The sequence below is a fragment of the Caulobacter sp. genome, from assembly GCF_049283275.1.
Lineage (GTDB): Bacteria > Pseudomonadota > Alphaproteobacteria > Caulobacterales > Caulobacteraceae > Caulobacter.
The window spans coordinates 1-18823 of sequence record NZ_JBAPVS010000151.1; the positions used below are offsets into that span (position 1 = coordinate 1).

At 67.8% G+C, this 18823-nt stretch carries 20 protein-coding genes and 2 pseudogenes; 9 read left to right on the plus strand and 13 right to left on the minus strand.

Annotated elements, in window-relative coordinates; genetic code table 11:
* A pseudogene (locus tag WAL33_RS08205) lies at positions 1-378 on the plus strand (hypothetical protein); the annotation flags it as partial.
* Positions 379-434: 56 nt separating this feature from the next.
* The gene (locus WAL33_RS08210; protein WP_422180286.1) at positions 435-770 is read left to right on the plus strand and encodes a DUF883 family protein; all 336 of its coding nucleotides are present in this window, start codon (positions 435-437) and stop codon (positions 768-770) included.
* Positions 771-893: 123 nt separating this feature from the next.
* On the opposite strand, the gene WAL33_RS08215 is transcribed toward WAL33_RS08210, so the two are convergent.
* The 4 genes from WAL33_RS08215 to cobT all read right to left on the minus strand — a co-directional run bounded on the left by WAL33_RS08215 (position 894) and on the right by cobT (position 5093).
* Complete coding sequence (locus WAL33_RS08215; protein WP_422180288.1) at positions 894-1184, minus strand: hypothetical protein; 291 nt, start codon at positions 1182-1184, stop codon at positions 894-896.
* A gap of 347 nt (positions 1185-1531) precedes the next feature.
* Positions 1532-1831, minus strand: coding sequence for a hypothetical protein (locus tag WAL33_RS08220; RefSeq protein WP_422180290.1), 300 nt, complete (start codon positions 1829-1831; stop codon positions 1532-1534).
* A gap of 266 nt (positions 1832-2097) precedes the next feature.
* Positions 2098-3168, minus strand: coding sequence for an esterase-like activity of phytase family protein (locus WAL33_RS08225; RefSeq protein ID WP_422180292.1), 1071 nt, complete (start codon positions 3166-3168; stop codon positions 2098-2100).
* On the minus strand, positions 3165-5093 hold the full coding sequence (gene cobT / locus WAL33_RS08230) for a cobaltochelatase subunit CobT (RefSeq protein ID WP_422180294.1): 1929 nt from the start codon (positions 5091-5093) through the stop codon (positions 3165-3167). The genes WAL33_RS08225 and cobT overlap by 4 nt, the downstream gene beginning before the upstream one ends.
* Positions 5094-5228: 135 nt before the next feature.
* Here cobT and WAL33_RS08235 point away from each other — a divergent pair, with 135 nt between their 5' ends.
* Positions 5229-5405, plus strand: coding sequence for a DUF1328 family protein (locus WAL33_RS08235; protein ID WP_422180296.1), 177 nt, complete (start codon positions 5229-5231; stop codon positions 5403-5405).
* Positions 5406-5580: 175 nt separating this feature from the next.
* Here the strand turns inward: WAL33_RS08235 and WAL33_RS08240 are convergent, their stop codons facing one another.
* The 7 genes from WAL33_RS08240 to groES form a co-directional block, all read right to left on the minus strand.
* Positions 5581-6747 carry a DUF3089 domain-containing protein gene (locus tag WAL33_RS08240; protein WP_422180298.1) on the minus strand — a complete coding sequence of 389 codons (1167 nt, stop codon included), beginning with the start codon at positions 6745-6747 and terminating at the stop codon, positions 5581-5583.
* A 214-nt stretch (positions 6748-6961) separates the two neighbouring features.
* Positions 6962-7276, minus strand: a complete 315-nt coding sequence (locus tag WAL33_RS08245; protein ID WP_422180300.1) for a hypothetical protein — start codon at positions 7274-7276, stop codon at positions 6962-6964.
* 59 nt (positions 7277-7335) lie between these two features.
* Positions 7336-7461, minus strand: a complete 126-nt coding sequence (locus tag WAL33_RS08250; protein ID WP_422180302.1) for a hypothetical protein — start codon at positions 7459-7461, stop codon at positions 7336-7338.
* Between the two features lie 119 nt (positions 7462-7580).
* Positions 7581-7709 (minus strand): hypothetical protein, encoded by a 129-nt coding sequence (locus tag WAL33_RS08255; protein WP_422180304.1) that lies wholly within the window; start codon positions 7707-7709, stop codon positions 7581-7583.
* Positions 7710-7867: 158 nt separating this feature from the next.
* Entirely contained in the window at positions 7868-9670 is a 1803-nt protein-coding gene (locus tag WAL33_RS08260; protein ID WP_422180306.1) for a PAS domain S-box protein, read from the minus strand.
* A 386-nt stretch (positions 9671-10056) separates the two neighbouring features.
* A complete protein-coding gene (gene groL, locus WAL33_RS08265) occupies positions 10057-11703 on the minus strand; it encodes a chaperonin GroEL (protein ID WP_422180308.1) in 1647 nt (548 codons plus the stop codon).
* 63 nt (positions 11704-11766) lie between these two features.
* Positions 11767-12057 carry a co-chaperone GroES gene (gene groES, locus WAL33_RS08270; protein WP_165190480.1) on the minus strand — a complete coding sequence of 97 codons (291 nt, stop codon included), beginning with the start codon at positions 12055-12057 and terminating at the stop codon, positions 11767-11769.
* Between the two features lie 263 nt (positions 12058-12320).
* Between groES and WAL33_RS08275 the strand changes: the two genes are divergently transcribed.
* The 6 genes and pseudogenes from WAL33_RS08275 (at position 12321) to WAL33_RS08300 (ending at position 16511) form a co-directional block, all read left to right on the plus strand.
* The gene (locus WAL33_RS08275; protein ID WP_422180310.1) at positions 12321-12731 is read left to right on the plus strand and encodes a VOC family protein; all 411 of its coding nucleotides are present in this window, start codon (positions 12321-12323) and stop codon (positions 12729-12731) included.
* A gap of 42 nt (positions 12732-12773) precedes the next feature.
* The gene (locus tag WAL33_RS08280; protein ID WP_422180322.1) at positions 12774-13241 is read left to right on the plus strand and encodes a DUF4345 family protein; all 468 of its coding nucleotides are present in this window, start codon (positions 12774-12776) and stop codon (positions 13239-13241) included.
* A gap of 42 nt (positions 13242-13283) precedes the next feature.
* A complete protein-coding gene (locus tag WAL33_RS08285; protein WP_422180312.1) occupies positions 13284-13928 on the plus strand; it encodes a peptidylprolyl isomerase in 645 nt (214 codons plus the stop codon).
* Positions 13929-13947: 19 nt separating this feature from the next.
* Positions 13948-14053, plus strand: a pseudogene (locus tag WAL33_RS08290) (hypothetical protein); the annotation flags it as partial.
* A gap of 279 nt (positions 14054-14332) precedes the next feature.
* Complete coding sequence (locus WAL33_RS08295; RefSeq protein ID WP_422180314.1) at positions 14333-16153, plus strand: hypothetical protein; 1821 nt, start codon at positions 14333-14335, stop codon at positions 16151-16153.
* 73 nt (positions 16154-16226) lie between these two features.
* Positions 16227-16511: a hypothetical protein gene (locus tag WAL33_RS08300; protein ID WP_422180316.1), complete on the plus strand. Its 285-nt coding sequence runs from the start codon at positions 16227-16229 to the stop codon at positions 16509-16511.
* An 89-nt stretch (positions 16512-16600) separates the two neighbouring features.
* Here the strand turns inward: WAL33_RS08300 and WAL33_RS08305 are convergent, their stop codons facing one another.
* Together WAL33_RS08305 and WAL33_RS08310 are read right to left on the minus strand one after the other, a co-directional pair.
* Entirely contained in the window at positions 16601-17956 is a 1356-nt protein-coding gene (locus WAL33_RS08305; RefSeq protein ID WP_422180318.1) for a surface lipoprotein assembly modifier, read from the minus strand.
* A partial coding sequence (locus WAL33_RS08310) for a transferrin-binding protein-like solute binding protein (RefSeq protein ID WP_422180320.1) occupies positions 17953-18823 on the minus strand: 871 nt, incomplete at its 5' end. The genes WAL33_RS08305 and WAL33_RS08310, both read right to left, overlap by 4 nt.

The following is an 18823-nucleotide window of genomic DNA, read 5'->3' on the forward strand; positions in this document are numbered from 1 at the left end:
GGCCTGCTGGGCGCCCTGAAGGACGCCGGCCACACCGAAGAAGAGGCCAACGTCTATTCCGAAGGCGTCCGTCGCGGCGGCGCCCTGGTCAGCGTCAAGGCCGATGACGACGACGCGGCCCGGATCGAGCAGATCCTCAACGGCCGCCGCGGGATCGACGCCCGCACGCGGGGCGAGGCCTATCGCAGCGAAGGCTGGTCGCGGTTCGACCAGGACGCCAGCCCCTACACCGCCGAACAGGTCCGCCGTGAGCGCACCCTGTACGGCGCCGAGGATCGCTCGTTCGCCGACGCCGAGCGCGATCCGCTGATCGACGATGAAGAGCGCCGCCGCACCCAGTCGCCCTCGGGCCTGGGCGCCACGCCGCGCGAATACTAGTCGGCGCGCGCCTCCGGAAGGTTTTCGGAGGCGCGGCCACCCTTGCTGGAAAACCCATGACCCCTCAGGATCTCACCTTGACCGACTTCCCGACATCCGCCCCGCCCGTCAACGGCGCCGCCGAGGCGAAGCTGCGATCCGCGGCGAGCTCCGCCCAGGACGCCTACGGTGACCTCAAGAGCGCCGCCACCGAGACCCTCGGCGACACGCGGGAGAAGGTCCAGGACGCCCTGGGCCGCACCCGCGAACAACTGGAACGCCGCTACGACGAACTCGAGGCCTATGTCCAGCTGCGGCCGGCCGTGGCCGTGGGCATCGCCGCCACGGTGGGCGTGCTGGTCGGCCTGTTGCTGCGCGGTCCCAGCAAGACGATCTATCTGCGCGGCGCCTGAACCCTGGGGCCTTGGCCGCAAACCAGGCCCGCCCACGAAAAAGCCCTCCCCGTCGCCGGGGAGGGCTTTCCTGCTCACGACCAAGGCGGAGAGGGCCGGTACGCCGCCCCCTCAAACTAGGCCTTAGCGCGAGAAGACGGCCGGGTTGGCGTTGTTGTACGCGACCAGGTCCGGGTTGTTCAGCTTGCCGACGGCGTCGTTGACCGAAGCGCGGACGCACGAGGGGTAGAGGTAGGTGGCCAGGGTTTCGCCACGGACGTTCTGCCAGCAGACGGTCGAGGCGGCCTTGACGATTTCGGCGCGCAGCTCGGCCGGGGCCTTGCCGGCGGTCTTGATGCGGATTTCGGTGGCGCCGGCGGGAGCGGCGGCGAACAGGGCGGCGGCCGAGGCGGCCAGAACGATGGTGCGGATCATGGGACGGATTCCAGGACAGCGTTGATTTTCAACCCGTCCGGAATGCGTTTCCCCTCAGCGGCTGGTCCAGGATCTCGCCCGCTCTGCCGCCGTCACTGAAGCTCTAACTTGTCACATGTCACTTATCAACGGTTATGTTGCAGTGCGGTGGCGAAAAAAGTTGACGCCGGTTGTCCCGAAAAAAGGGCGGTCGGCGCGGCTGGAAACGTACCTTCCCCGTCCTCCCGGCGAAGGCCGGGACCCAGAGTCACCCAGAGCAGCTCTCGGCTTCACCTGGACCCCGGCCTTCGCCGGGGAGACGGGAGAAAATCAGGCGGCGCGATGAATCCCGCCGCCTTGGTCGGCCTCTAGTAGCTGATCTTCATCAGCTCGCCCGAGCGGAAGGCTTGGCGGTCATAGACCTTCAGGCTGAGGCTGCCGACCTTCTGGACGGCGTTGCGGGTCACTTCGCGGACGCAGTAGGCGTAGAGGTTGTCGCTGGGGCCGCCCAGGTCTTCGCGGCAGATCGACGAGGCGGCCGAGACGATGTCGGCATGGATGGCGGCGTCGGTGCGGCCGCGGACCTTGACGTGCTGCTCGCCGGCGAAGGCCGACGAAGCGGTGGTCAGGGCGAGGGCCGAAGCGGCCAGAACAAACAGAGTCTTCATGATGATACTTCCGAAAGGGGGTTGGGGTTCAACCACCTCCCGACGCGTTCCTCTGATGGCCGTTGGGATCTCGCCCGCTCAATCCATCAAAGGTAGCGGTAACATGACAACGTTGTCATTTCGAGTAAAATATTGAGTTTCAAAAGAAACTACCCTTCAGCGAGACAATTCGCCCGTGTGTGAGGCAATGCTGGGCAGGCCTTAGGCAATCACCCCGCGACCGTCATCCCGGGCCTTGCGCCCACGATGACGGCGCTAAAAGTGATCTAGCGACGTCGCGCAGGCTTCTTCGGCGGCGCGGGCGGCGGCGGCGGGGGCGCGGTCCAGTCGAAGGCCATCAGCAACGTCCGTTCCTGCGGGGCGTCGTTGTCGTCCGACAGGATGTAGATCCGCGTCGTCCCCGAGGGCGACTTGCTCAGGGCGATCCCCTCGAAATTGTCGCGGCTCACGGCGCCGTCCAGGGTCACGGTGGCGGCCAGGTACTGCCGGGCGGCCGGGGCGCGGGGATCGATCACGAACCGCACCTGGCCGCGCCAGCCGCGGATCGGGTCATAGGCGCGATAGAGGGCCGCCACCGACTGGCCTTCGAAGGCGGCGAAGCTGGTCAGGCCCCAGGTGAAGTCGGGCGGCGACTGCGGCGCCAGGCCCACGCACGGGACCGACAGCCTGCACAGCCACACCTCGCCCTCCTCGCCGCCCACCAGATAGGCGTCCGGGCCGGCGATCGGATAGGCGGTCAGGGCCTCCATGCCCTCGTTGTCGGGGAAGGACGTGGCCGGCTTGTTGACCGCGCGCGGCGGGCCGTAGGTCCCGTCCGGGCGGCGTGGATACAGCCAGATGCGGTGATCGCGCTCGAAGCTGACCAGGCGGTCGCCGTTGGCCAGGAAGGCCAGGCCCTCGGCGTCGCCCTTCTCCTTGCCCTGCAGCGGCTGGCCGTCCGGGCCTTTCAGCGCCTGCAGCTTGCCGTCGGTCAGGCCGACCAGGCGGCCGGCTTCGTCCAGCTTCAGCCTGGCCTCGAACAGGTCGCCGCTGTCGCTGATCGAGACCAGGGCGCCGTCGGGGCCGAACTTCAGGTCCGACAGGCCGTGCAGGCGCTGGGTGTCGGGACTGCTGATCGCCACGCCGCCGGCATAGACGAAACGGCCGATCGCGCCTGAAGCCAGGTTCGCGGGCGGCGGATTGGCCGCGCTGAGCGGCACGGGCGTGGTGACCAGGCTGATCTCGGGCCCGGCCTTGACCGGGGCCAGCGGCAGGACGGCCGGTTGCGGAGCCTTGGCGCACTGGCTGACCACCACCGAGGCCAGACCCAGAACGAGAAAGCCGCGCAGTCCGATCACGCGGGAACCTTGCGGGCGGGTTTGGCCGCCTGGGGCTGCACGGTCGGCGGGGCGGCCAGAAGCCCCCTCGCCCGCTTGACCGCCTTGGGCTCCTCGTCGAACAGGCCGGCCAGCTGGTCGACCAGGGCGCCGCCCAGTTGCTCGACGTCGACGATGGTCACCGCCCGGCGGTAGTAGCGCGTCACGTCGTGGCCGATGCCGACGGCGATCAGCTCGACCGGGCTCTTGGTCTCGATCTCGGCGATGACCTGACGCAAGTGGCGCTCCAGATAGTGGCCCGAATTGACGCTGAGGGTGGAGTCGTCCACCGGCGCGCCGTCCGAGATCACCATCAGAATGCGGCGGGCTTCGGGCCGGCCGACCAGGCGCTGGTGCGCCCACATCAGGGCCTCGCCGTCGATGTTCTCCTTCAGCAGCCCCTCGCGCATCATCAGGCCCAGGTTCTTGCGGGCCCGCCGCCACGGGGCGTCGGCGCTCTTGTAGATGATGTGGCGCAGGTCGTTCAGGCGGCCGGGGGCGGGCGGCTTGCCGGCCTTGATCCACTCGTCGCGGCTGGAGCCGCCCTTCCAGGCGCGGGTGGTGAAGCCCAGCACCTCGACCTTGACCGCGCAGCGCTCCAGGGTGCGGGCCAGGATGTCGGCGCAGACGGCGGCGACCATGATCGGCCGGCCCCGCATCGAGCCGGAATTGTCGATCAGCAGGGTCACGACGGTGTCGCGGAACTCCACGTCCTCCTCCTGCTTGAACGACAGGGGAGCGGTGGGGTCGATGATCACCCGGGTCAGGCGGGCGACGTCCAGCATCCCCTCCTCCAGGTCGAAGGTCCAGGCGCGGTTCTGCTGGGCCAGCAGGCGGCGCTGCAGCTTGTTGGCCAGGCGCGAGACCACGCTGGAGAAGGCCGCCAGCTGCTGGTCCAGATAGGCGCGCAGGCGGGTCAGCTCGTCGGCGTCGCACAGGTCCTCGGCCGGCACCACCTCGTCGAAGGCGGTGGTGAACACCTTGTAGAGCGGCTCGTTGGCGCCGCCCCAGCTGGGATCGGGACGGGCCGGCTTGGCGCCGTCGCCCATCTCCGGGGCTTCCTCGGTCTCCTCGGGATCGCCGTCCTGCTCGGACTGGACCATCTCCTCGTCGCCGGCCTCGGACTCGCGGTCCGAGGTCTCGGCCTGCTCGGGCGAGGCGCCGTCGGACTGCTCGCCCTCGCCTTCGCCGGAATCGTCCTCCGAGGCCTCGGTGTTCTGGTCCTCGTCGCCCTCGTCCTCGTCGGACTGCTCGGTGGCGTCGGACATGTCCTCGCCCAGGTCCAGGTCGCGCAGGATCTCGCGGGTGACCTTGGCGAAGGCGGCCTGGTCGTCGATGGCGGCGGCCAGACGGTCCAGATCCTTGCCGGCCCGGTTTTCGATATCGGCGCGCAGGATGTCGACCAGGGCTTTGGCGCCCTCGGGCGGGGCGTCGCCGGTCAGACGCTCGCGCACCAGCAGCGACAGGATCTCGGCCATGGGCGCGGACTGGCGGTCGGTGGCCACGGCGCGGGTCAGGCCCTGTTTTTCGAGGCGAGCCTCCAGGGCGGCGGTGAGATTGGCGCGCACCCCGCCCAGGGCGTTGGCGCCGATGGCTTCCAGCCGGGCCTGTTCGATGGCCTCGAAGGCGGCCTGGCCGTCGGGCGAGCTGGGCCGGGCCCGGGCGTGCTTGGCGGCGTCGTGGTGGGCCAGGCGCAGGGCCATCTGGTCGGCCAGGCCGCGGATGCGGGCGGCCTCCTTGGGGTTCAGGTCGCGCGGGGGATGGGGCAGCACCGCCCGGTTGCCGACCAGACTGGGACCCTCGCCCGAGAACACCACCTCCAGATCGGGGGTCTCGGCGAGCGACCGCGCCGCGTGGGCCAGGGCGCGCTTGAACGGTTCGGTCGGGCTTTCGGGCTTGGACGCCATGTCATTGGGTTACCGAGCCAGGGCGGCGAACACAAGGCGCAGAACGGGCTCACCGAAGGGAACAGTGCGCCTCAAGGCCGCGTTTGCGTGATCCAAGCTCGCGACGGGCGGGCTAATGCTTTCGAGGAAACGACCATGTTGAAATGGGCCATCATCCTGGCGGTCATCGCCCTGATCGCCGGCGCCTTGGGCTTCGGCGGCATCGCCGGCGCGGCGGCGGGCATCGCCAAGATCCTGTTCTTCCTGTTCCTGATCGGCTGCATCATCTTCTTCGTCCTGGGCCTGACGGTGTTCAAGAGCGTGACGAAGTAGCGAGAGGGGCAAGTGATCATGCACCGATCACTTGCCCCCTACGGACCGCTTCGCGGTCGTCTTCCCCCGGAGGGGGAAGAGCCGCGCCGCCGGCTCCAAGCGCGAGGCTCCGCCCCCTACGGGGGCGGACAGACCGCGTAGCGGTCAGGTGGGGGCAAGTGGGTGAGCCACCGCCCTACTTCGCCGCCGCGTAAGCCTTCGACTGTTCCCCAACCACCGACACCAGATCGCCCATCGTCAGGTTCACGTCGACCAGGTGCAGGCCCCAGTCCTTCAGCGGCTGGCCCAGCACCAGCAGGTCGCCGGGGATGTTGTCGGCGCGGGGGTCGGCCTTGTCGGGATGAACGGTCACGGCCAGATAGTCGAAGCCGTCCTGGCTGACGCATTCGGCCGAGACCAGGCCGGGCAGCTGGATGAAGGGCGTGGCCACCGTCGCGTCCCTGGTCCAGACCGTGGCCGGGCGCATGGCCGTGCCCATGATCGTGCGGTCGCTGAAATAGCTGCGCAGCGGCGCGGAGCCGCCGCTCAAGGCCGCCGGATTGACGCAGGCGGCCTTCAGGCCGGGCTCGGCGACCTTGCCGAAGAACTTGCTGGCGGCCGGCGGCGGGACGTCGGCGCGGAACGAGACGTAACTGATCACGCAGCCGGTCTGGCCGACCTTGCGGCACAGGGGCAGCGAGCCGTAGCTGTCCTTGGCCGGATCGACGGGCGTGTTCATCCCCAGGATCAGAGCCGAGACGATCTGCTTCTGCACCGGCTTGCCGTCGATCTCCTCCTTGATCAGCCGCAGCAGGATGCGCGAGCCCTGCGAGTGGCCGATCAGCACCACGCCGCGTCCCTTGTTGTCGCGGGCCAGATAGTCCTTCCACGCGTCGCGCACGTCGGCATAGGCCAACTCGCCGTCGCCGGCGGCCGCCTGCCCCATCATCATCTTGCGCAGGGCCGCGATGGTCACCTGGCGGTAGCTGGGGGCGTACAGCTTGCAGACCTGGCCGAAGCGCGCGAACTGCTGGTCGGCCACGGCCTTTTCCGGCAGGTCCGGCGTCATGTCGCTGTTGCCGCCCGGGTCGGACGACACGGTGGGATAGACGTAGAAGCAATCGATCGGCGCGTTCGGATCGGCCTTGAAGGTCTCCAGGCTGGTCGCGCCGTTCGCCTGGACCACGGTGGCGGACTGGTCGGCGGCGCAGGCGTCCGCCCGCCCGGGTCGGCACAGCCAGTTGTCGTCCTGGGCGTAGTCGTTCGGCTTGGCCGGACCGGGCGGCGCCGGTTGCGAACAGGCGCTGGCGCTCAGGCCCAGACCGGCGATCAGACCCAAGGCGGCCCACAGCTTGCGTGACATCCGACATCCCCTCCAACGCTTGTTTGGGCGGAGGATGGCTTGGGAAGGGGTGGAAGGGAAGCCACCTCTTCCAACCCGAAACGGTTGTCATCCCGGACGAGCGCGCAGCGCGAAAATCCGGGACCGGGGCCTAAACTCAGCGCTTCCGGCGGTCCCGGATCGGCGGCCCTTCGGGCCTTGTCCGGGATGACAGCCGTGTGTGATGGACGAGACCCTAAGCCGGCAGCCATCGCCTGGGAAACTTGTCCCCCAAGGCCCGCGCCTCGCCGGGCTTCAGGCCCAGCTCGCGCATCTTGAACGCCACGACCTCGCGCAGGGCCTCGACGGGTTCGCGGCCGGCCGACGGGCTGGAGGCGACGGGTCCGGTCTGCATGGCCAGGTCGACGGCGGCCCATTCGGCCTGCGCGCGGTCGGGCTTGCCGACGGCGAAGTAGTGGCGGACCGGCAGGCGTTCGCCCGCGATCTCGACCATCACGCCGACCACCCAGCCTTGAACGATCAGATCGGCGTCGGGGCGCTGGCGGAACATGCCGCCTGTTTAGCGATTTGCGGCCGGCGCTCAAGCGCTGGTCGACGCCCGCGGACCGTTCAACCGATCAGACGGACGACGAGCACGGCGGCGACGCCCAGCAGCAGCCACAGGGCCACGTCGACCAGGATCATATTGATCGCCGCCACACGTTGCGGCGAACGACGAGAGGGCTTGTCACGCATCGCGTTTTCTCCCTGCGGACACGCCAAGCGCGCCTCACCGGCAGAATAGACCCGCAATCTAAAATGGACCATAGGCCGATATACCCGCAAAGCGCGTATATCGGCCCTAGACCTCGCTCTCAGCCCAGGACCTGGAACGCCGCCTGGCTGATGACGCCCAGGACCAGCCACAGGCCAAGACCCAGGACGATGAAGACCGGGCGCGGTGGCCGCCGGTCGCGGAACTGATGGATTTCGTGACGCGCCATGCCCAGCCCTCCAGGAAACGTGCGTGCGTTCGCGGAATCTGGAACGGGCTTGGCCGTATTTTCGCTGCATGGGTTAACGCGGCTGTGATCGGTTATCCACAACCGGGGATGTTTTGAGCGGAAGCTTCGCGCTCCAGACCCACGGTGTCAGCAGCGGGTCAGGCCGCGCAGCCGAGCCGTCGAAGCTCCTGATCCAGTATTTCGACATTCACCGGCTTGCGGACGATCGGAGACGAGAAGAAGCCTCGGTGATCGTCCAGTTGCTGGTAGCCGGTGCAGAAGACGAAGGGCACGCCCAGCGCCTGAAGCCGTTCGGCCACGGGGTAGACCGCCTGGCCGCGGAGATTGACGTCCAGGACCGCGGCGGCCGGCGGGAGCGCGCCCTCGATCAGCCCCAGGGCCTCTTCGATCGTCGAGGCGGGACCGAGAATCTCCCAGCCCAGCTTGGCAAGGTCGTTGCAGAGGGCCATCGCGATCAGCGCCTCGTCTTCGACGACGAGCAGGCGGCCAGCCGCGCGGCCGGTCGCCTGCCTGAGTTCGTCCTCCTTGGCGCTGGGCGACGCGTGATGCGGCTCCGGCCGATAGACCGAGGACGGCAGCGTTGCGACCAGCCTTACGCCGTCTACGGGCCAGGCGATGTCGAGCAAGCCGGCCAGCTGTCGCGTGGCGACCTCGCGGACCAGGGTCGAGCCAAAGCCGCGCGAGGCGGGCTCGTTCACGACCGGCCCGCCGTGCTCGCTCCAGCGCAGCTCCAACGCCTGGTTCGGCAGGATGCGCCATTCGACGCGAACCCGTCCCTCGGCGACCGAGAGGGCGCCGTACTTGACCGCATTGGTGGCCATCTCATGGATGAGCAGGCTCAGCGGCTGCACCGCATGGGGGCCGAGCACCAGGACCGGCCCCACGACCTCCAGCTGCCCCGGCTTGTGATAGGCGGAGGTTTCATCGACGACGATCTGTCTCATGTCGCCGCCTTCCCATCGGTTTTCGGCGAGCAGGGAATGGGCCCGTCCCAACGCCGACACCCGTCCGCGGACGGCGGCGATGAACTCTTCCTTGGTGGCGGCCTGGGTCAGGGAAACCAGCGCCTGGACAACGGCCAGGACGTTCTTGGCCCGGTGATCGACTTCCCGCGCCAGCAGAAGCCGAGCCTCCTCGTTGTTCTTGCGCTCGGCGATGTCGCGCAGGATCACCGTGGCGATCTTGGCGCCGCCGATCTCGACCTGGGAGATCGAGGCCTCGACGGGAAACTCCTCGCCGTTGGCGCGCAGGCCGCTGACCGTGCCCAGGGCGCCCATCCGGCGGTTCGTGACGCCGGTCTCCTTGAAACGTCGGATGTGTTCGTCATGGCCGGCCCGGAACCGCTCGGGGATGAACCGCGTGATCGGCGCGCCGATCGCGTCGACGGCCAGGACCTCGAACATCCGCTCGGCGGCGGGGTTGAACAGGACGATGCATTGATCCTCATCGACCGTGATCATGGCGTCCATCGCCGACTCCACGATGCCTTCCATGCGCCTGCGGCTTTCGTTCAAGGCGTCTTCGGCGGCCTTGCGTTCGGTGATGTCGCGCAGGATGACGGTCGCGAGCCGCTCGCCGCCCACCTCCACCTGCGATATCGACGCCTCGATGGGAAATTCCTGGCCATTGGCGCGCAGGCCGCTGATCGCGCCGAGCGATCCCATCTGGCGGCTGGTGACCCCTGTGACCGCGAACCGGTGAATGTGCGCCGCGTGCGTCCCGCGAAAACGCTCGGGCATGAAGCGCGCGATCGGCTGGCCAAGCGCCTCCGAGGCGGGAAGGCCGAACATGCGCTCGGCGGCCGGGTTGAACAGGATGATCTCCTGCTTGTCGTTGACGGTGATGATGCCGTCCATCGCCGACGCGACGATGCCCTCAAGCCGGCGCATGGTGTCGATGGCGTCACGTGATGACTTGGCTTTGAGATGATTGGCGGCCATGTAACAAACCCCTCCCAAATTTTTCTATCAGTCTCATCCTGCCGAATACAATAACGATGCAGGCGTGAACCTGGATAGGCGATATATTTTCGGAGTAACTACTTCACCTTTAGAAGGCGCCGCTGCCTTCCATAGCGCTCTACGGGATTTTTGACTTGGATGTTTCGTGGCATCTGAAAAACCGTCCCCCGACGAGCACCTTCAACCTTTAGGCGTAACTAGAACCCTAAGGCCAACCTCTGCGCAACCGGGCGCATTGGCCAGAAGAAAAGAAATAAAGACCTTAGGCCATGCGAAATCGGTCCTGACCTCGTCCAAAGAAAAAGGGCGGAGCCTTTCGGCTCCGCCCTCCTTCATTTCGTTCAGCCAGAGCTGACGCGGACTTTTTAGAAGTCCATGTCGCCCATGCCGCCCATGCCGCCGCCGGGAGGGCCGCCGGCGCCGCCGCCCTTCTTGGGGGCCTCGACGATCGCGGCTTCCGTGGTGATCAGCAGGCCGGCCACCGAGGCGGCGTCCTGCAGAGCGGTGCGAACGACCTTGGCGGGGTCGATGACGCCGTCGGCGATCAGGTCGACATACTGCTCGGTCTGGGCGTTGAAGCCGAAGGTGGCCGAGGTGTTCTCGAGGATCTTGCCCACCACGATCGAGCCTTCGACGCCGGCGTTCTCGGCGATCTGACGGATCGGAGCCTGCAGGGCGCGACGCACGATCGCGATGCCGGCGGTCTGGTCGTCATTGTCGCCGGTCAGGTTCGCCAGGGCCTTGGAGGCCTTCAGCAGAGCCACGCCGCCGCCCGGGACGATGCCTTCGTCAGCGGCCGCGCGGGTCGCGTTGAGGGCGTCGTCGACGCGGTCCTTCTTTTCCTTCACTTCGACTTCGGTCGAGCCGCCGACGCGGATCACGGCAACGCCGCCGGCCAGCTTGGCCAGACGTTCTTGCAGCTTTTCCTTGTCGTAGTCCGACGTGGTGTCTTCGATCTGCTTCTTGATCTGCGAGATGCGGGCTTCGATCGCCGACTTCTCACCGACGCCGTCCACGATGGTGGTGTCGTCCTTGGTGATGGTGACCTTCTTGGCCTTGCCGAGCATGTCGAGCGACACGTTCTCGAGCTTGATGCCCAGGTCTTCCGACACGACTTGAGCGCCGGTCAGGATGGCCAGGTCTTCCAGCATCGCCTTGCGACGATCACCGAAGCCCGGAGCCTTGACGGCGGCGACGCGCAGGCCGCCACGCAGCTTGTTGACCACCAGGGTGGCCAGGGCTTCGCCCTCGACGTCCTCGGCGATGATCACCAGCGGACGGCCCGACTGGACGACGGCTTCCAGCACCGGCAGCAGCGGCTGCAGCGACGACAGCTTCTTTTCGAACAGCAGGATGAGCGGCTCTTCGAGCTGGACTTCCATCTTGTCGGCGTTGGTGATGAAGTACGGCGACAGGTAGCCGCGGTCGAACTGCATGCCTTCGACGACGTCGAGTTCGGTCTCGGCGGTCTTGGCTTCTTCGACGGTGATGACGCCTTCGTTGCCGACCTTGTCCATGGCCTTGGCGATCATGTCGCCGACTTCCTTGTCGCCGTTGGCCGAGATGGTGCCGACCTGAGCGATTTCGGTGTTGGTGGTGACCTTCTTCGACGACGCCTTGATCTCGGCGACGACGATGGTGACGGCCTTGTCGATGCCGCGCTTCAGGTCCATCGGGTTCATGCCGGCGGCGACCGACTTGAGGCCTTCCTGCACGATGGCCTGGGCCAGGACGGTGGCGGTGGTGGTGCCGTCGCCGGCCTTGTCATTGGTCTTCGAAGCGACTTCGCGGATCATCTGCGCGCCGAGGTTCTCGAAGCGATCGCTCAGTTCGATTTCCTTGGCGACCGAGACGCCGTCCTTGGTCGAGCGCGGGGCGCCGAAGGACTTTTCGATCACGACGTTGCGGCCCTTGGGGCCCAGGGTCACCTTCACCGCGTTGGCGAGGATGTTGACGCCGCGCAGCATCTTGTCGCGCGCGTCCGAGGAGAAATAAACGTCTTTAGCGGCCATGTGTATGAGCCCTTCTAAATGAGAAACTGGTGTTGAAAGTCGTCGAACAGGTGAGAGAGGCGGTTAGGCCTCGATCACGCCCAGGACGTCGCTTTCCTTCATGATCAGCAGGTCTTGACCGTCGACCTTCACTTCGCTGCCCGACCACTTGCCGAACAGGATCTTGTCGCCGGCCTTCAGGTCCAGGGCGACGACGTCGCCCTTGTCGTTGCGGGCGCCGGGGCCGACGGCGACGACTTCGCCTTCCTGCGGCTTTTCCTTGGCGGTGTCGGGGATGATGATCCCGCCCTTGGTTTTGGTTTCTTCTTCGACACGCTTCACCAGGACGCGGTCGCCAAGAGGACGAAACTTCATAGGGGTCTTCTCCGTCGGGACGGTTAGAATTACGGTTCGTCGGCAAGCGGGGAGCGTCGCTGTTAGCAGTCGCTCCCATCGAGTGCCAACGCCGGGCAGGAGTTAGGACCGGCGAGGTTGGGAGTCAAGGACGCCGCCCGGCTATTTGCTGTGGGCGAAGCGGGGTCAAGGTCAGACGGCGGACAGAAATCGGGAGCCAGAAACAGCCGAATGAAGACGATCCCGAACGGCCGCAATGTCGTGTTTCATATCAGGGTGCGCTGATGATCGATCATATTGGACTGCGTGTCGCGAACCTTGCCCGGTCGAGGGCCTTCTACGACGCGGCCTTCGCGCCCTTGGGCATCGACGTGGTGATGAGCGTCGGCGCGGAACTCACCGGCGGCTCGGAGACTCTCGGCTACGGCCCGCGCGCCGACGGCCGCGACATCCAGGCCGGCAAGCCCAGCTTCTGGATCGGCGAGGACGAGGTCCTGACCGGCCCCATGCATGTGGCCTTCACGGCCCCGACCCGCGCGGCGGTCGACGCCTTTTACGCCGCCGCCCTCGCCGCCGGCGGCAGGGATAATGGACCGCCGGGAATTCGGCCGCATTATCACCCCAACTACTATGGAGCCTTCGTGCTCGATCCAGACGGCCGCAATGTCGAGGCCGTCTGCCATGCGCCCGCCTGAACCGCCGAAAGCCGAGCGGTTGGAGACCAGATCAGCGTGACCATTTCGAGCTACGGCCTATCGCTTGTCCTGGCGATCATCGCCTGCGTGATCGGCGGCGTGCTGGGCGGCCTGTCCCTGGTGCGGCCCCATTCGATCCTGGGTCTGACCGCTCTGGAGACCGACCCGGTCGATGCGGTGGAGGACGCCGGGGCCACGGGCGGGGCGCGGACCGAGGGCCGGGCCCTGGGCGGCCTGCTGATCCTGTCGCACGCCGCCACGGCCCTGTTCCTGGGCTATCAGTCCCATGTCGGGGCCGCCATGGCCTTCGCCCTGGCCATGGCCTGGATGGGCGCCGCCCTGGGCCGCGCCGTCTCGGCCCTGGTCGACCGGGCGCCCGCCGACAACGCCAGGGGACGCTTCAACCTGGGCAGCCTGGCTTTCGAGATCCTGATCGCCGTCACCCTGTCCCTGCCGTTCTTCAACGCCGGCCGGCTGGTGGTGCTGCGCGGCCACGGGATGCTGGTCTAAAAACCCTCTCCCAGAGGGAGAGGGTTCGCCCTAAGGTCCCCCATGACCCAACGCTTCATCGCTCGCCGCGAGATCCTGATCGGCGCCGGCCTGCTGGCCGCCTTCCCGGCCGCCGCCCAGGTCGCCCCGCCGGTCCATGTCGCCATCGACACCCCGCAAGGCCGGATCGTGATCGAACTGGCGATGGCCCAGGCCCCGCTCACCACCGCCAACTTCCTGCGCTATGTGGACGGCAAGCTCTATGACAAGGCGACCTTCTTCCGGGCCTCGCGCGCGCCTGGCGCGGCGGACTACGGCCTGATCCAGGGCGGGCTGCAAGGCCTCGGGGCCTTGCCGCCGGTGGCGCACGAACCCACCACCCAGACGGGCCTCAAGCACACCGACGGCGTGGTCTCGATCGCCCGCACCGCGCCGGGCACCGCCACCTCGGACTTCTTCATCTGCATCGGCGACGCCCCCTATCTGGACGCTGATCCAGCCGGAACCGGCGACAATCAGGGCTTCGCCGCCTTCGGCCGCGTGGTCCAGGGCATGGACGTGGCCCGGAAGATCCTGGCCCTGCCCACGCCGGGCAAGGCGATCAATCCGGTGATGGCGGGCCAGATCCTCGATCCGCCGGTGCCGATCACCTCGGCCCGCCGCGTCGCCGCGCCCGGCCCCGAAGTCTCGGCCCCGCCCAAGCTGTAGGGCGTATGCGCCCTGCGTTCTCCTCGTCCTTCGACAAGCTCAGGATGAGGATTTCTACGGCTAGGGCCGCACTAGGGTCTTCAGCCCACAATGGTCCTCATCCTGAGCTTGTCGAAGGACGAGGACCACGCACGGCGCTTGAACGTCGATGCGCCTTGGAGCCGCCGCCCTCGCCCGGTCCAGGCGGGCGACAAAGAAACCCTTAGGTGAAGTGTAGATTTTCGAACGCCATGGTTGCGCGACGGCAAGGCTCGCCGTAACACTCCCTCATAGGTCGATATCCCAAGACTACTCGTATTGAGAGTGGTTCGCAAGAGTCCTGTAGCGTCCGCGTCCCGCCGTCGGCTCGGCCGACCGCGCTCGAATGCCCGCACTCGAAGCCCTCACCGATAGGAGCGTCGCCGATGACCAGCCCCTCACCGCGCAAGCCCATCTCGCTGTTCCGCGTCGCGACGGTCGCGGCGGCCGGCTGCGCCCTGCTCGCCGGCGGCCTGCTGACGGCCTGCTCGCCCAAACAGGCGACCCAGGCGCTCCAGACGACCGCGCCCGGCGCGACGATCACCATCAGCTCCACGCCGCCGACCGAGCTCAATCCCACCGGCGGCGGCGCGGCCACGGCCACGCTCGATCAGGCCGCCGCCTTCGCCTGGCAGGAATTCATCGCCCTGAACTGGCCGGCCAAGATCCAGACCGGCGCGGTCGGGGACCGCGACACCCCGGCCGCCGACTGCCTGTTCGGCGATCCCGCCTGCGTCACGCGCCCGCTGACCTGGCAGACCTTCCGCGGCAAGGCCGAGATCTTCACCGCCGGCGCCACCCAGCCCTACGATCAGATCCCGACCTATGCCGACCTCTATAACGAGACGATCAACGCCTGCAACGGCGGCGCGCCGCCCGCCCAGGCCGCCTGGGTCAATCTGGACGAGACGACCGAGATCACCCTGGCGGCGATGTACGCCGGGGTCGGCGTGGCGACGCCCTCCCCCGACAACAGCGCGCCGCAGCTGATCCGCTTCATGGCCAAGGCCAACCGGGCCGAGTTCGACTACGTCCAGAAGATCGGCGCGGTGAACGGCCCGTCGCGGGCCCTGCGCACGGCCACGATCAACTACTTCAAGACCCAGGGCGACCCGCCTCCCGGCGGCACGCAATATGTCAGCCTTCCCAACAACACCATCGAGATCAAGGCCGGCTGGCGGATGCTCAACCCGGCCAAGGAGGACGCCTCGCGGTTCCACACCACCAAGGTGCGCTACTACGAGGGCACGGGATCGACGCTCTGCTACAACGAGGCGGTCTGGGGCCTGGTGTCGCTGCACATCATCCAGAAGACGCCCTCGGCCCCGTACTTCATCTATGCGACCTTCGAGCAGGCCGACAACATCCTGACCGCGGCCGGCAAGCCGGTCGAGGACGTGAACGGCGCGATCGCCGCCCTGCCGCCCTGCCGCTCGGACCAGACCGCGCCCTGCCCGGTGACCCCGGCCCTGACCTTCAACGACACCGGCGTGGTCAGCCAGAGCCAGGTGCCGCCGAACGTCACCCTGAACCCGACCAACGCCGCCTACTGCACCGCGAGCACGTCCGTGTTGCCGCAGAACCAGGCCTACTATCTGAACACCTCGACCCTGACGGCCCTGCCGACCGGCGGCTTCGTGTGCATCAACTACCGGGCCAATCCGATCCCCCCGGTGATCATCAACGCCAACAAGACCGCCCACGCGGCGATCGCCGCCTACAACACAGCCAAGGGCATCAGGTCGTCGCCGTGGGCCTTCTACAAGCTGGTCAACGTCCAATACACGCCGATCGACAAGGCCACGCCCGGCTTCTACACGGGCAATGATCCGACCACGGACAAGAACCCGGCCAGCTACTACCTGGCCAACATCCTGGTCGAGACAAACCGCCCCCTGCAGATCTTCAGCGGCGGCCTGGTCGGCGCGGTGGGCGGGGTCGGCGGGACCGGCGCCAATTCCGACTACGCCTCGCAGTTCGGCGAGCCCGGCGGCGGCACCCACAAGAACACCTACTTCCAGACCATCGGCCACGACATGGGCGGGTGCATGGGGTGTCACGGCAGCCAGGGCCAGAGCCTGGGCGGCGACTTCAGCGTGATCCTGGCCCGCGGCATCGTCGGCACGCCGGAGTCCGTGCCTGAGATCACCGCAAGCGGCATGAGGGTGCTCCCCAACAAGAACCGCGCCCTCGTGTTCCGGCGATAGCGTCTCCAGCCAAGGCGCCCAGGCGTCTTGGCTCTTCTCGTCAGGCCCAACCTCCAACCCAAGGAAGACCGTCATGGCCAATGTTCGTGAACTGCTCAACTCCGCCCTCAGCTGCCCGACCAGCGTCAGCTTCGCCACCGACATCGCGCCGCTGTTCAACAGCACCGACATCAGCCACATGAAGAACGTCACCGGCGGCAGGCTGGACCTCAGCAACTATGACAGCGTGGTGATGTGGTCGAGCGCCATCTACGGCAAGGTGCAGTCGGGCGACATGCCGCCCTTCCCGGCCGACGCCTGGACCCCTGACCAGGTCAACCTGTTCGGCTGCTGGATCCAGCTGGGCTGCAAACCCTAGGCGACGCGCCTCGCCGCCCCGGGCCGCGCTGGTCGCGATCCCGGGGGCGGATCGAACGAGAAATGGGCTCGCCGTGAAGGGGACGTCCCCTAGAACTCGCGCGTCAGGCCGAACTCGACCCGCCGGCGAGTGAAGCTGTTCAGCGTCAGGCTGGAGTCGTTGCGCATCGCCGACAGCGAGACGAACGGATAGGCGCCCCGCCAGATCCAGTCGCGCTTGGACAGTCGCGCGGACACCCCGTACTCAGTATCGACCCGACGAGCGCCGAACGCCGCCGACACCCCGTCGAACCGCCGCCGCGTCACATAGGGCTCGACATAGGCCAGGGTCGCGAACGGCAGGGGGTACAGCCGGCCCGCGGCCAGCTGATACTGGCTGTAGCTTTCCAATGACGAGCGAGCGTCGCGCAGGTTCGCCGCGCCGCTCAGCCGCCACAGCGAAGTCGGCCCTAAATAGCGGGTCCGCGCCAAGTCCAGGCCATAGAGCCCCCCGTCGTGGCCGTCGCCGAACCGGCCGTCGACCGCGTCGGCCCGTGCCCCGCCCAGCCAGCGGACGTTGTTCTTGCGGGTCGACAACTCGCCCTCGGCCCGCAGGCCGGCGCTGGTTTCGTACAGCGCCCCGCCGTACCAGCGCCAGTTGGCCGTCCCTTGCAACGTCACCTGAGCGCGCGGCGACAGGGTCCATTCCGGCCCCGCCCGCAGCGACGCGAAGGCGTCGTCGAACTGGGCGCCCGGCGCGTTGGTGAAAGACCCGACCAGGGCCGTCCGCACGGCCAGGCGTTCGTCAAGGCGGAAGCGGCGTTCGACGCCGCCCTGCGCCGACAGGCTGACCCCGCTTCGCCGGCGGGCATTGTCGTCCAGCTCGAACGGCAGGCCGAACAGCTCCACCCGAGTGGCGCTGGTGGCGCCGTTCAAATTGCTGTCGGGCGCAATCGAGGCGCCGGCCCAGAACCGCCAGCGCCGGCGCTGCTGAATCTCGACCAGGCGGACGTCAGCGACCCTGGCCCGCACGGGGTCCAGCTTGCCGGCCAGGGCCAGGCGGTAGGCCAGGGCGGCGGAGATGTCGCGACGGGCGGCGAAGTGCAGCTCGGCCAGCTGGAACCGGGCCAAGGCGTCGCCGGCGTCGCGCGTCAGATGCGCCTCGAGCAGGGCCAGCGCCTCGGACTCACGGCCGAGCATCGCCAGCAGTTGGGCGCGCAGGCGCACGGCGTCGGCCCGCGCGGCCAGGTCGGGCCGGCTGTCGATCAGGTCGAGCGCCTGCTGATGCTCGCCGGAGCGGATGTACAGCTGCAACGCCGCCGCGAAGGCCTGGTCGCCGGTCAGGGTCTGGACAGGGTCAGACGGCCGAGACGGCGCGTCGGCCGCCTGGCGCGCCTGGGCGACCCCGCCCGTCAGGATGATCGCGACGGCCAGGGCGGCGAAGGCCGCCCGGCCGCCGGGCCTCAAGGCTTGCGGCCCATCACCGCCGCGCCTTGCATCCAGGCGCTGGAAGTCGACATGTTCAGGTCGTAGCTCAGACCCACCTCGTCGGCGTTGGGGCCGAAGAAGCCGCCCTGCACCGTGCCGCTCAGGCCCGGCCCGCCGCTGCCGGGGACCAACGGGGCGTCGAACTTCGCGAAGGCCGTGCCGCTGAAGTTGGCCGTGCCGCTGGTGATCGAGGCGGTGAAGGTGAAGCTGGGGTCGTTGCCCAAGGAATTTGCTGGGTTGCCGCTCAGGCTGTGATTACGGAAGTTCGAGGTCGATCCGCTCAAGGCGCCGGACGCGAAGTTGGCGGTCATCTCGATGTCGCTGGTGGTGCCGTACAAACTGTTGGTGTTCCCGAGCAGCCCACGCGTCTGACCTTCGAACCGCGCTGTGCCGGTGGTCGGCATCGAAGCGCGCGGCGTCTGCGGCCCCACCGTCAGATAGGCCAGCTGGACCTGGGTGGCGCTGACGTCTCGTTCGAACGAGACCATCTGCACGTAGTCGAGGCTGTTGGCGAAGGCGTTGCTGATGTCCAGGACATAAAACGCCTCGCCCTGGCCGCCAACCACCTGGGTTGCGACGCGATAGGTTCCGTAGACGTCGCCGCTCGCCGCGAGGCCGCTGAAGCTGCGCTCATAGCCGTCGGGGCCGTAACGGACGGTGTAGCGGTCGTCGACCGTGCCGGGCGTGCCCTGGCTGTCATAGACCACCGAGATATTGGACACGGCGTTGTCGATCCGGCGAACCGTGGTCGTTCCCGCGCCGGCGGTGACCGCGACGGTAGGCCCGACCCAGACCGCGGCCCAGGGGCTCGATCCGGCCGGCGGACCGGGCGGCGTGGGCAAGGCC

What these genes read in the sequence shown, in the direction of transcription:
- WAL33_RS08210 (WP_422180286.1), top strand. Translation starts at nt 435, where the DNA reads ATGACCCCTCAGGATCTCACCTTGACCGACTTCCCGACATCCGCCCCG.
- WAL33_RS08215 (WP_422180288.1), bottom strand. Translation starts at nt 1,184, where the DNA reads ATGATCCGCACCATCGTTCTGGCCGCCTCGGCCGCCGCCCTGTTCGCC.
- WAL33_RS08220 (WP_422180290.1), bottom strand. Translation starts at nt 1,831, where the DNA reads ATGAAGACTCTGTTTGTTCTGGCCGCTTCGGCCCTCGCCCTGACCACC.
- cobT (WP_422180294.1), bottom strand. Translation starts at nt 5,093, where the DNA reads ATGGCGTCCAAGCCCGAAAGCCCGACCGAACCGTTCAAGCGCGCCCTG.
- WAL33_RS08235 (WP_422180296.1), top strand. Translation starts at nt 5,229, where the DNA reads ATGTTGAAATGGGCCATCATCCTGGCGGTCATCGCCCTGATCGCCGGC.
- WAL33_RS08240 (WP_422180298.1), bottom strand. Translation starts at nt 6,747, where the DNA reads ATGTCACGCAAGCTGTGGGCCGCCTTGGGTCTGATCGCCGGTCTGGGC.
- WAL33_RS08245 (WP_422180300.1), bottom strand. Translation starts at nt 7,276, where the DNA reads ATGTTCCGCCAGCGCCCCGACGCCGATCTGATCGTTCAAGGCTGGGTG.
- WAL33_RS08250 (WP_422180302.1), bottom strand. Translation starts at nt 7,461, where the DNA reads ATGCGTGACAAGCCCTCTCGTCGTTCGCCGCAACGTGTGGCGGCGATC.
- WAL33_RS08255 (WP_422180304.1), bottom strand. Translation starts at nt 7,709, where the DNA reads ATGGCGCGTCACGAAATCCATCAGTTCCGCGACCGGCGGCCACCGCGC.
- WAL33_RS08260 (WP_422180306.1), bottom strand. Translation starts at nt 9,670, where the DNA reads ATGGCCGCCAATCATCTCAAAGCCAAGTCATCACGTGACGCCATCGAC.
- groL (WP_422180308.1), bottom strand. Translation starts at nt 11,703, where the DNA reads ATGGCCGCTAAAGACGTTTATTTCTCCTCGGACGCGCGCGACAAGATG.
- groES (WP_165190480.1), bottom strand. Translation starts at nt 12,057, where the DNA reads ATGAAGTTTCGTCCTCTTGGCGACCGCGTCCTGGTGAAGCGTGTCGAA.
- WAL33_RS08275 (WP_422180310.1), top strand. Translation starts at nt 12,321, where the DNA reads ATGATCGATCATATTGGACTGCGTGTCGCGAACCTTGCCCGGTCGAGG.
- WAL33_RS08285 (WP_422180312.1), top strand. Translation starts at nt 13,284, where the DNA reads ATGACCCAACGCTTCATCGCTCGCCGCGAGATCCTGATCGGCGCCGGC.
- WAL33_RS08295 (WP_422180314.1), top strand. Translation starts at nt 14,333, where the DNA reads ATGACCAGCCCCTCACCGCGCAAGCCCATCTCGCTGTTCCGCGTCGCG.
- WAL33_RS08300 (WP_422180316.1), top strand. Translation starts at nt 16,227, where the DNA reads ATGGCCAATGTTCGTGAACTGCTCAACTCCGCCCTCAGCTGCCCGACC.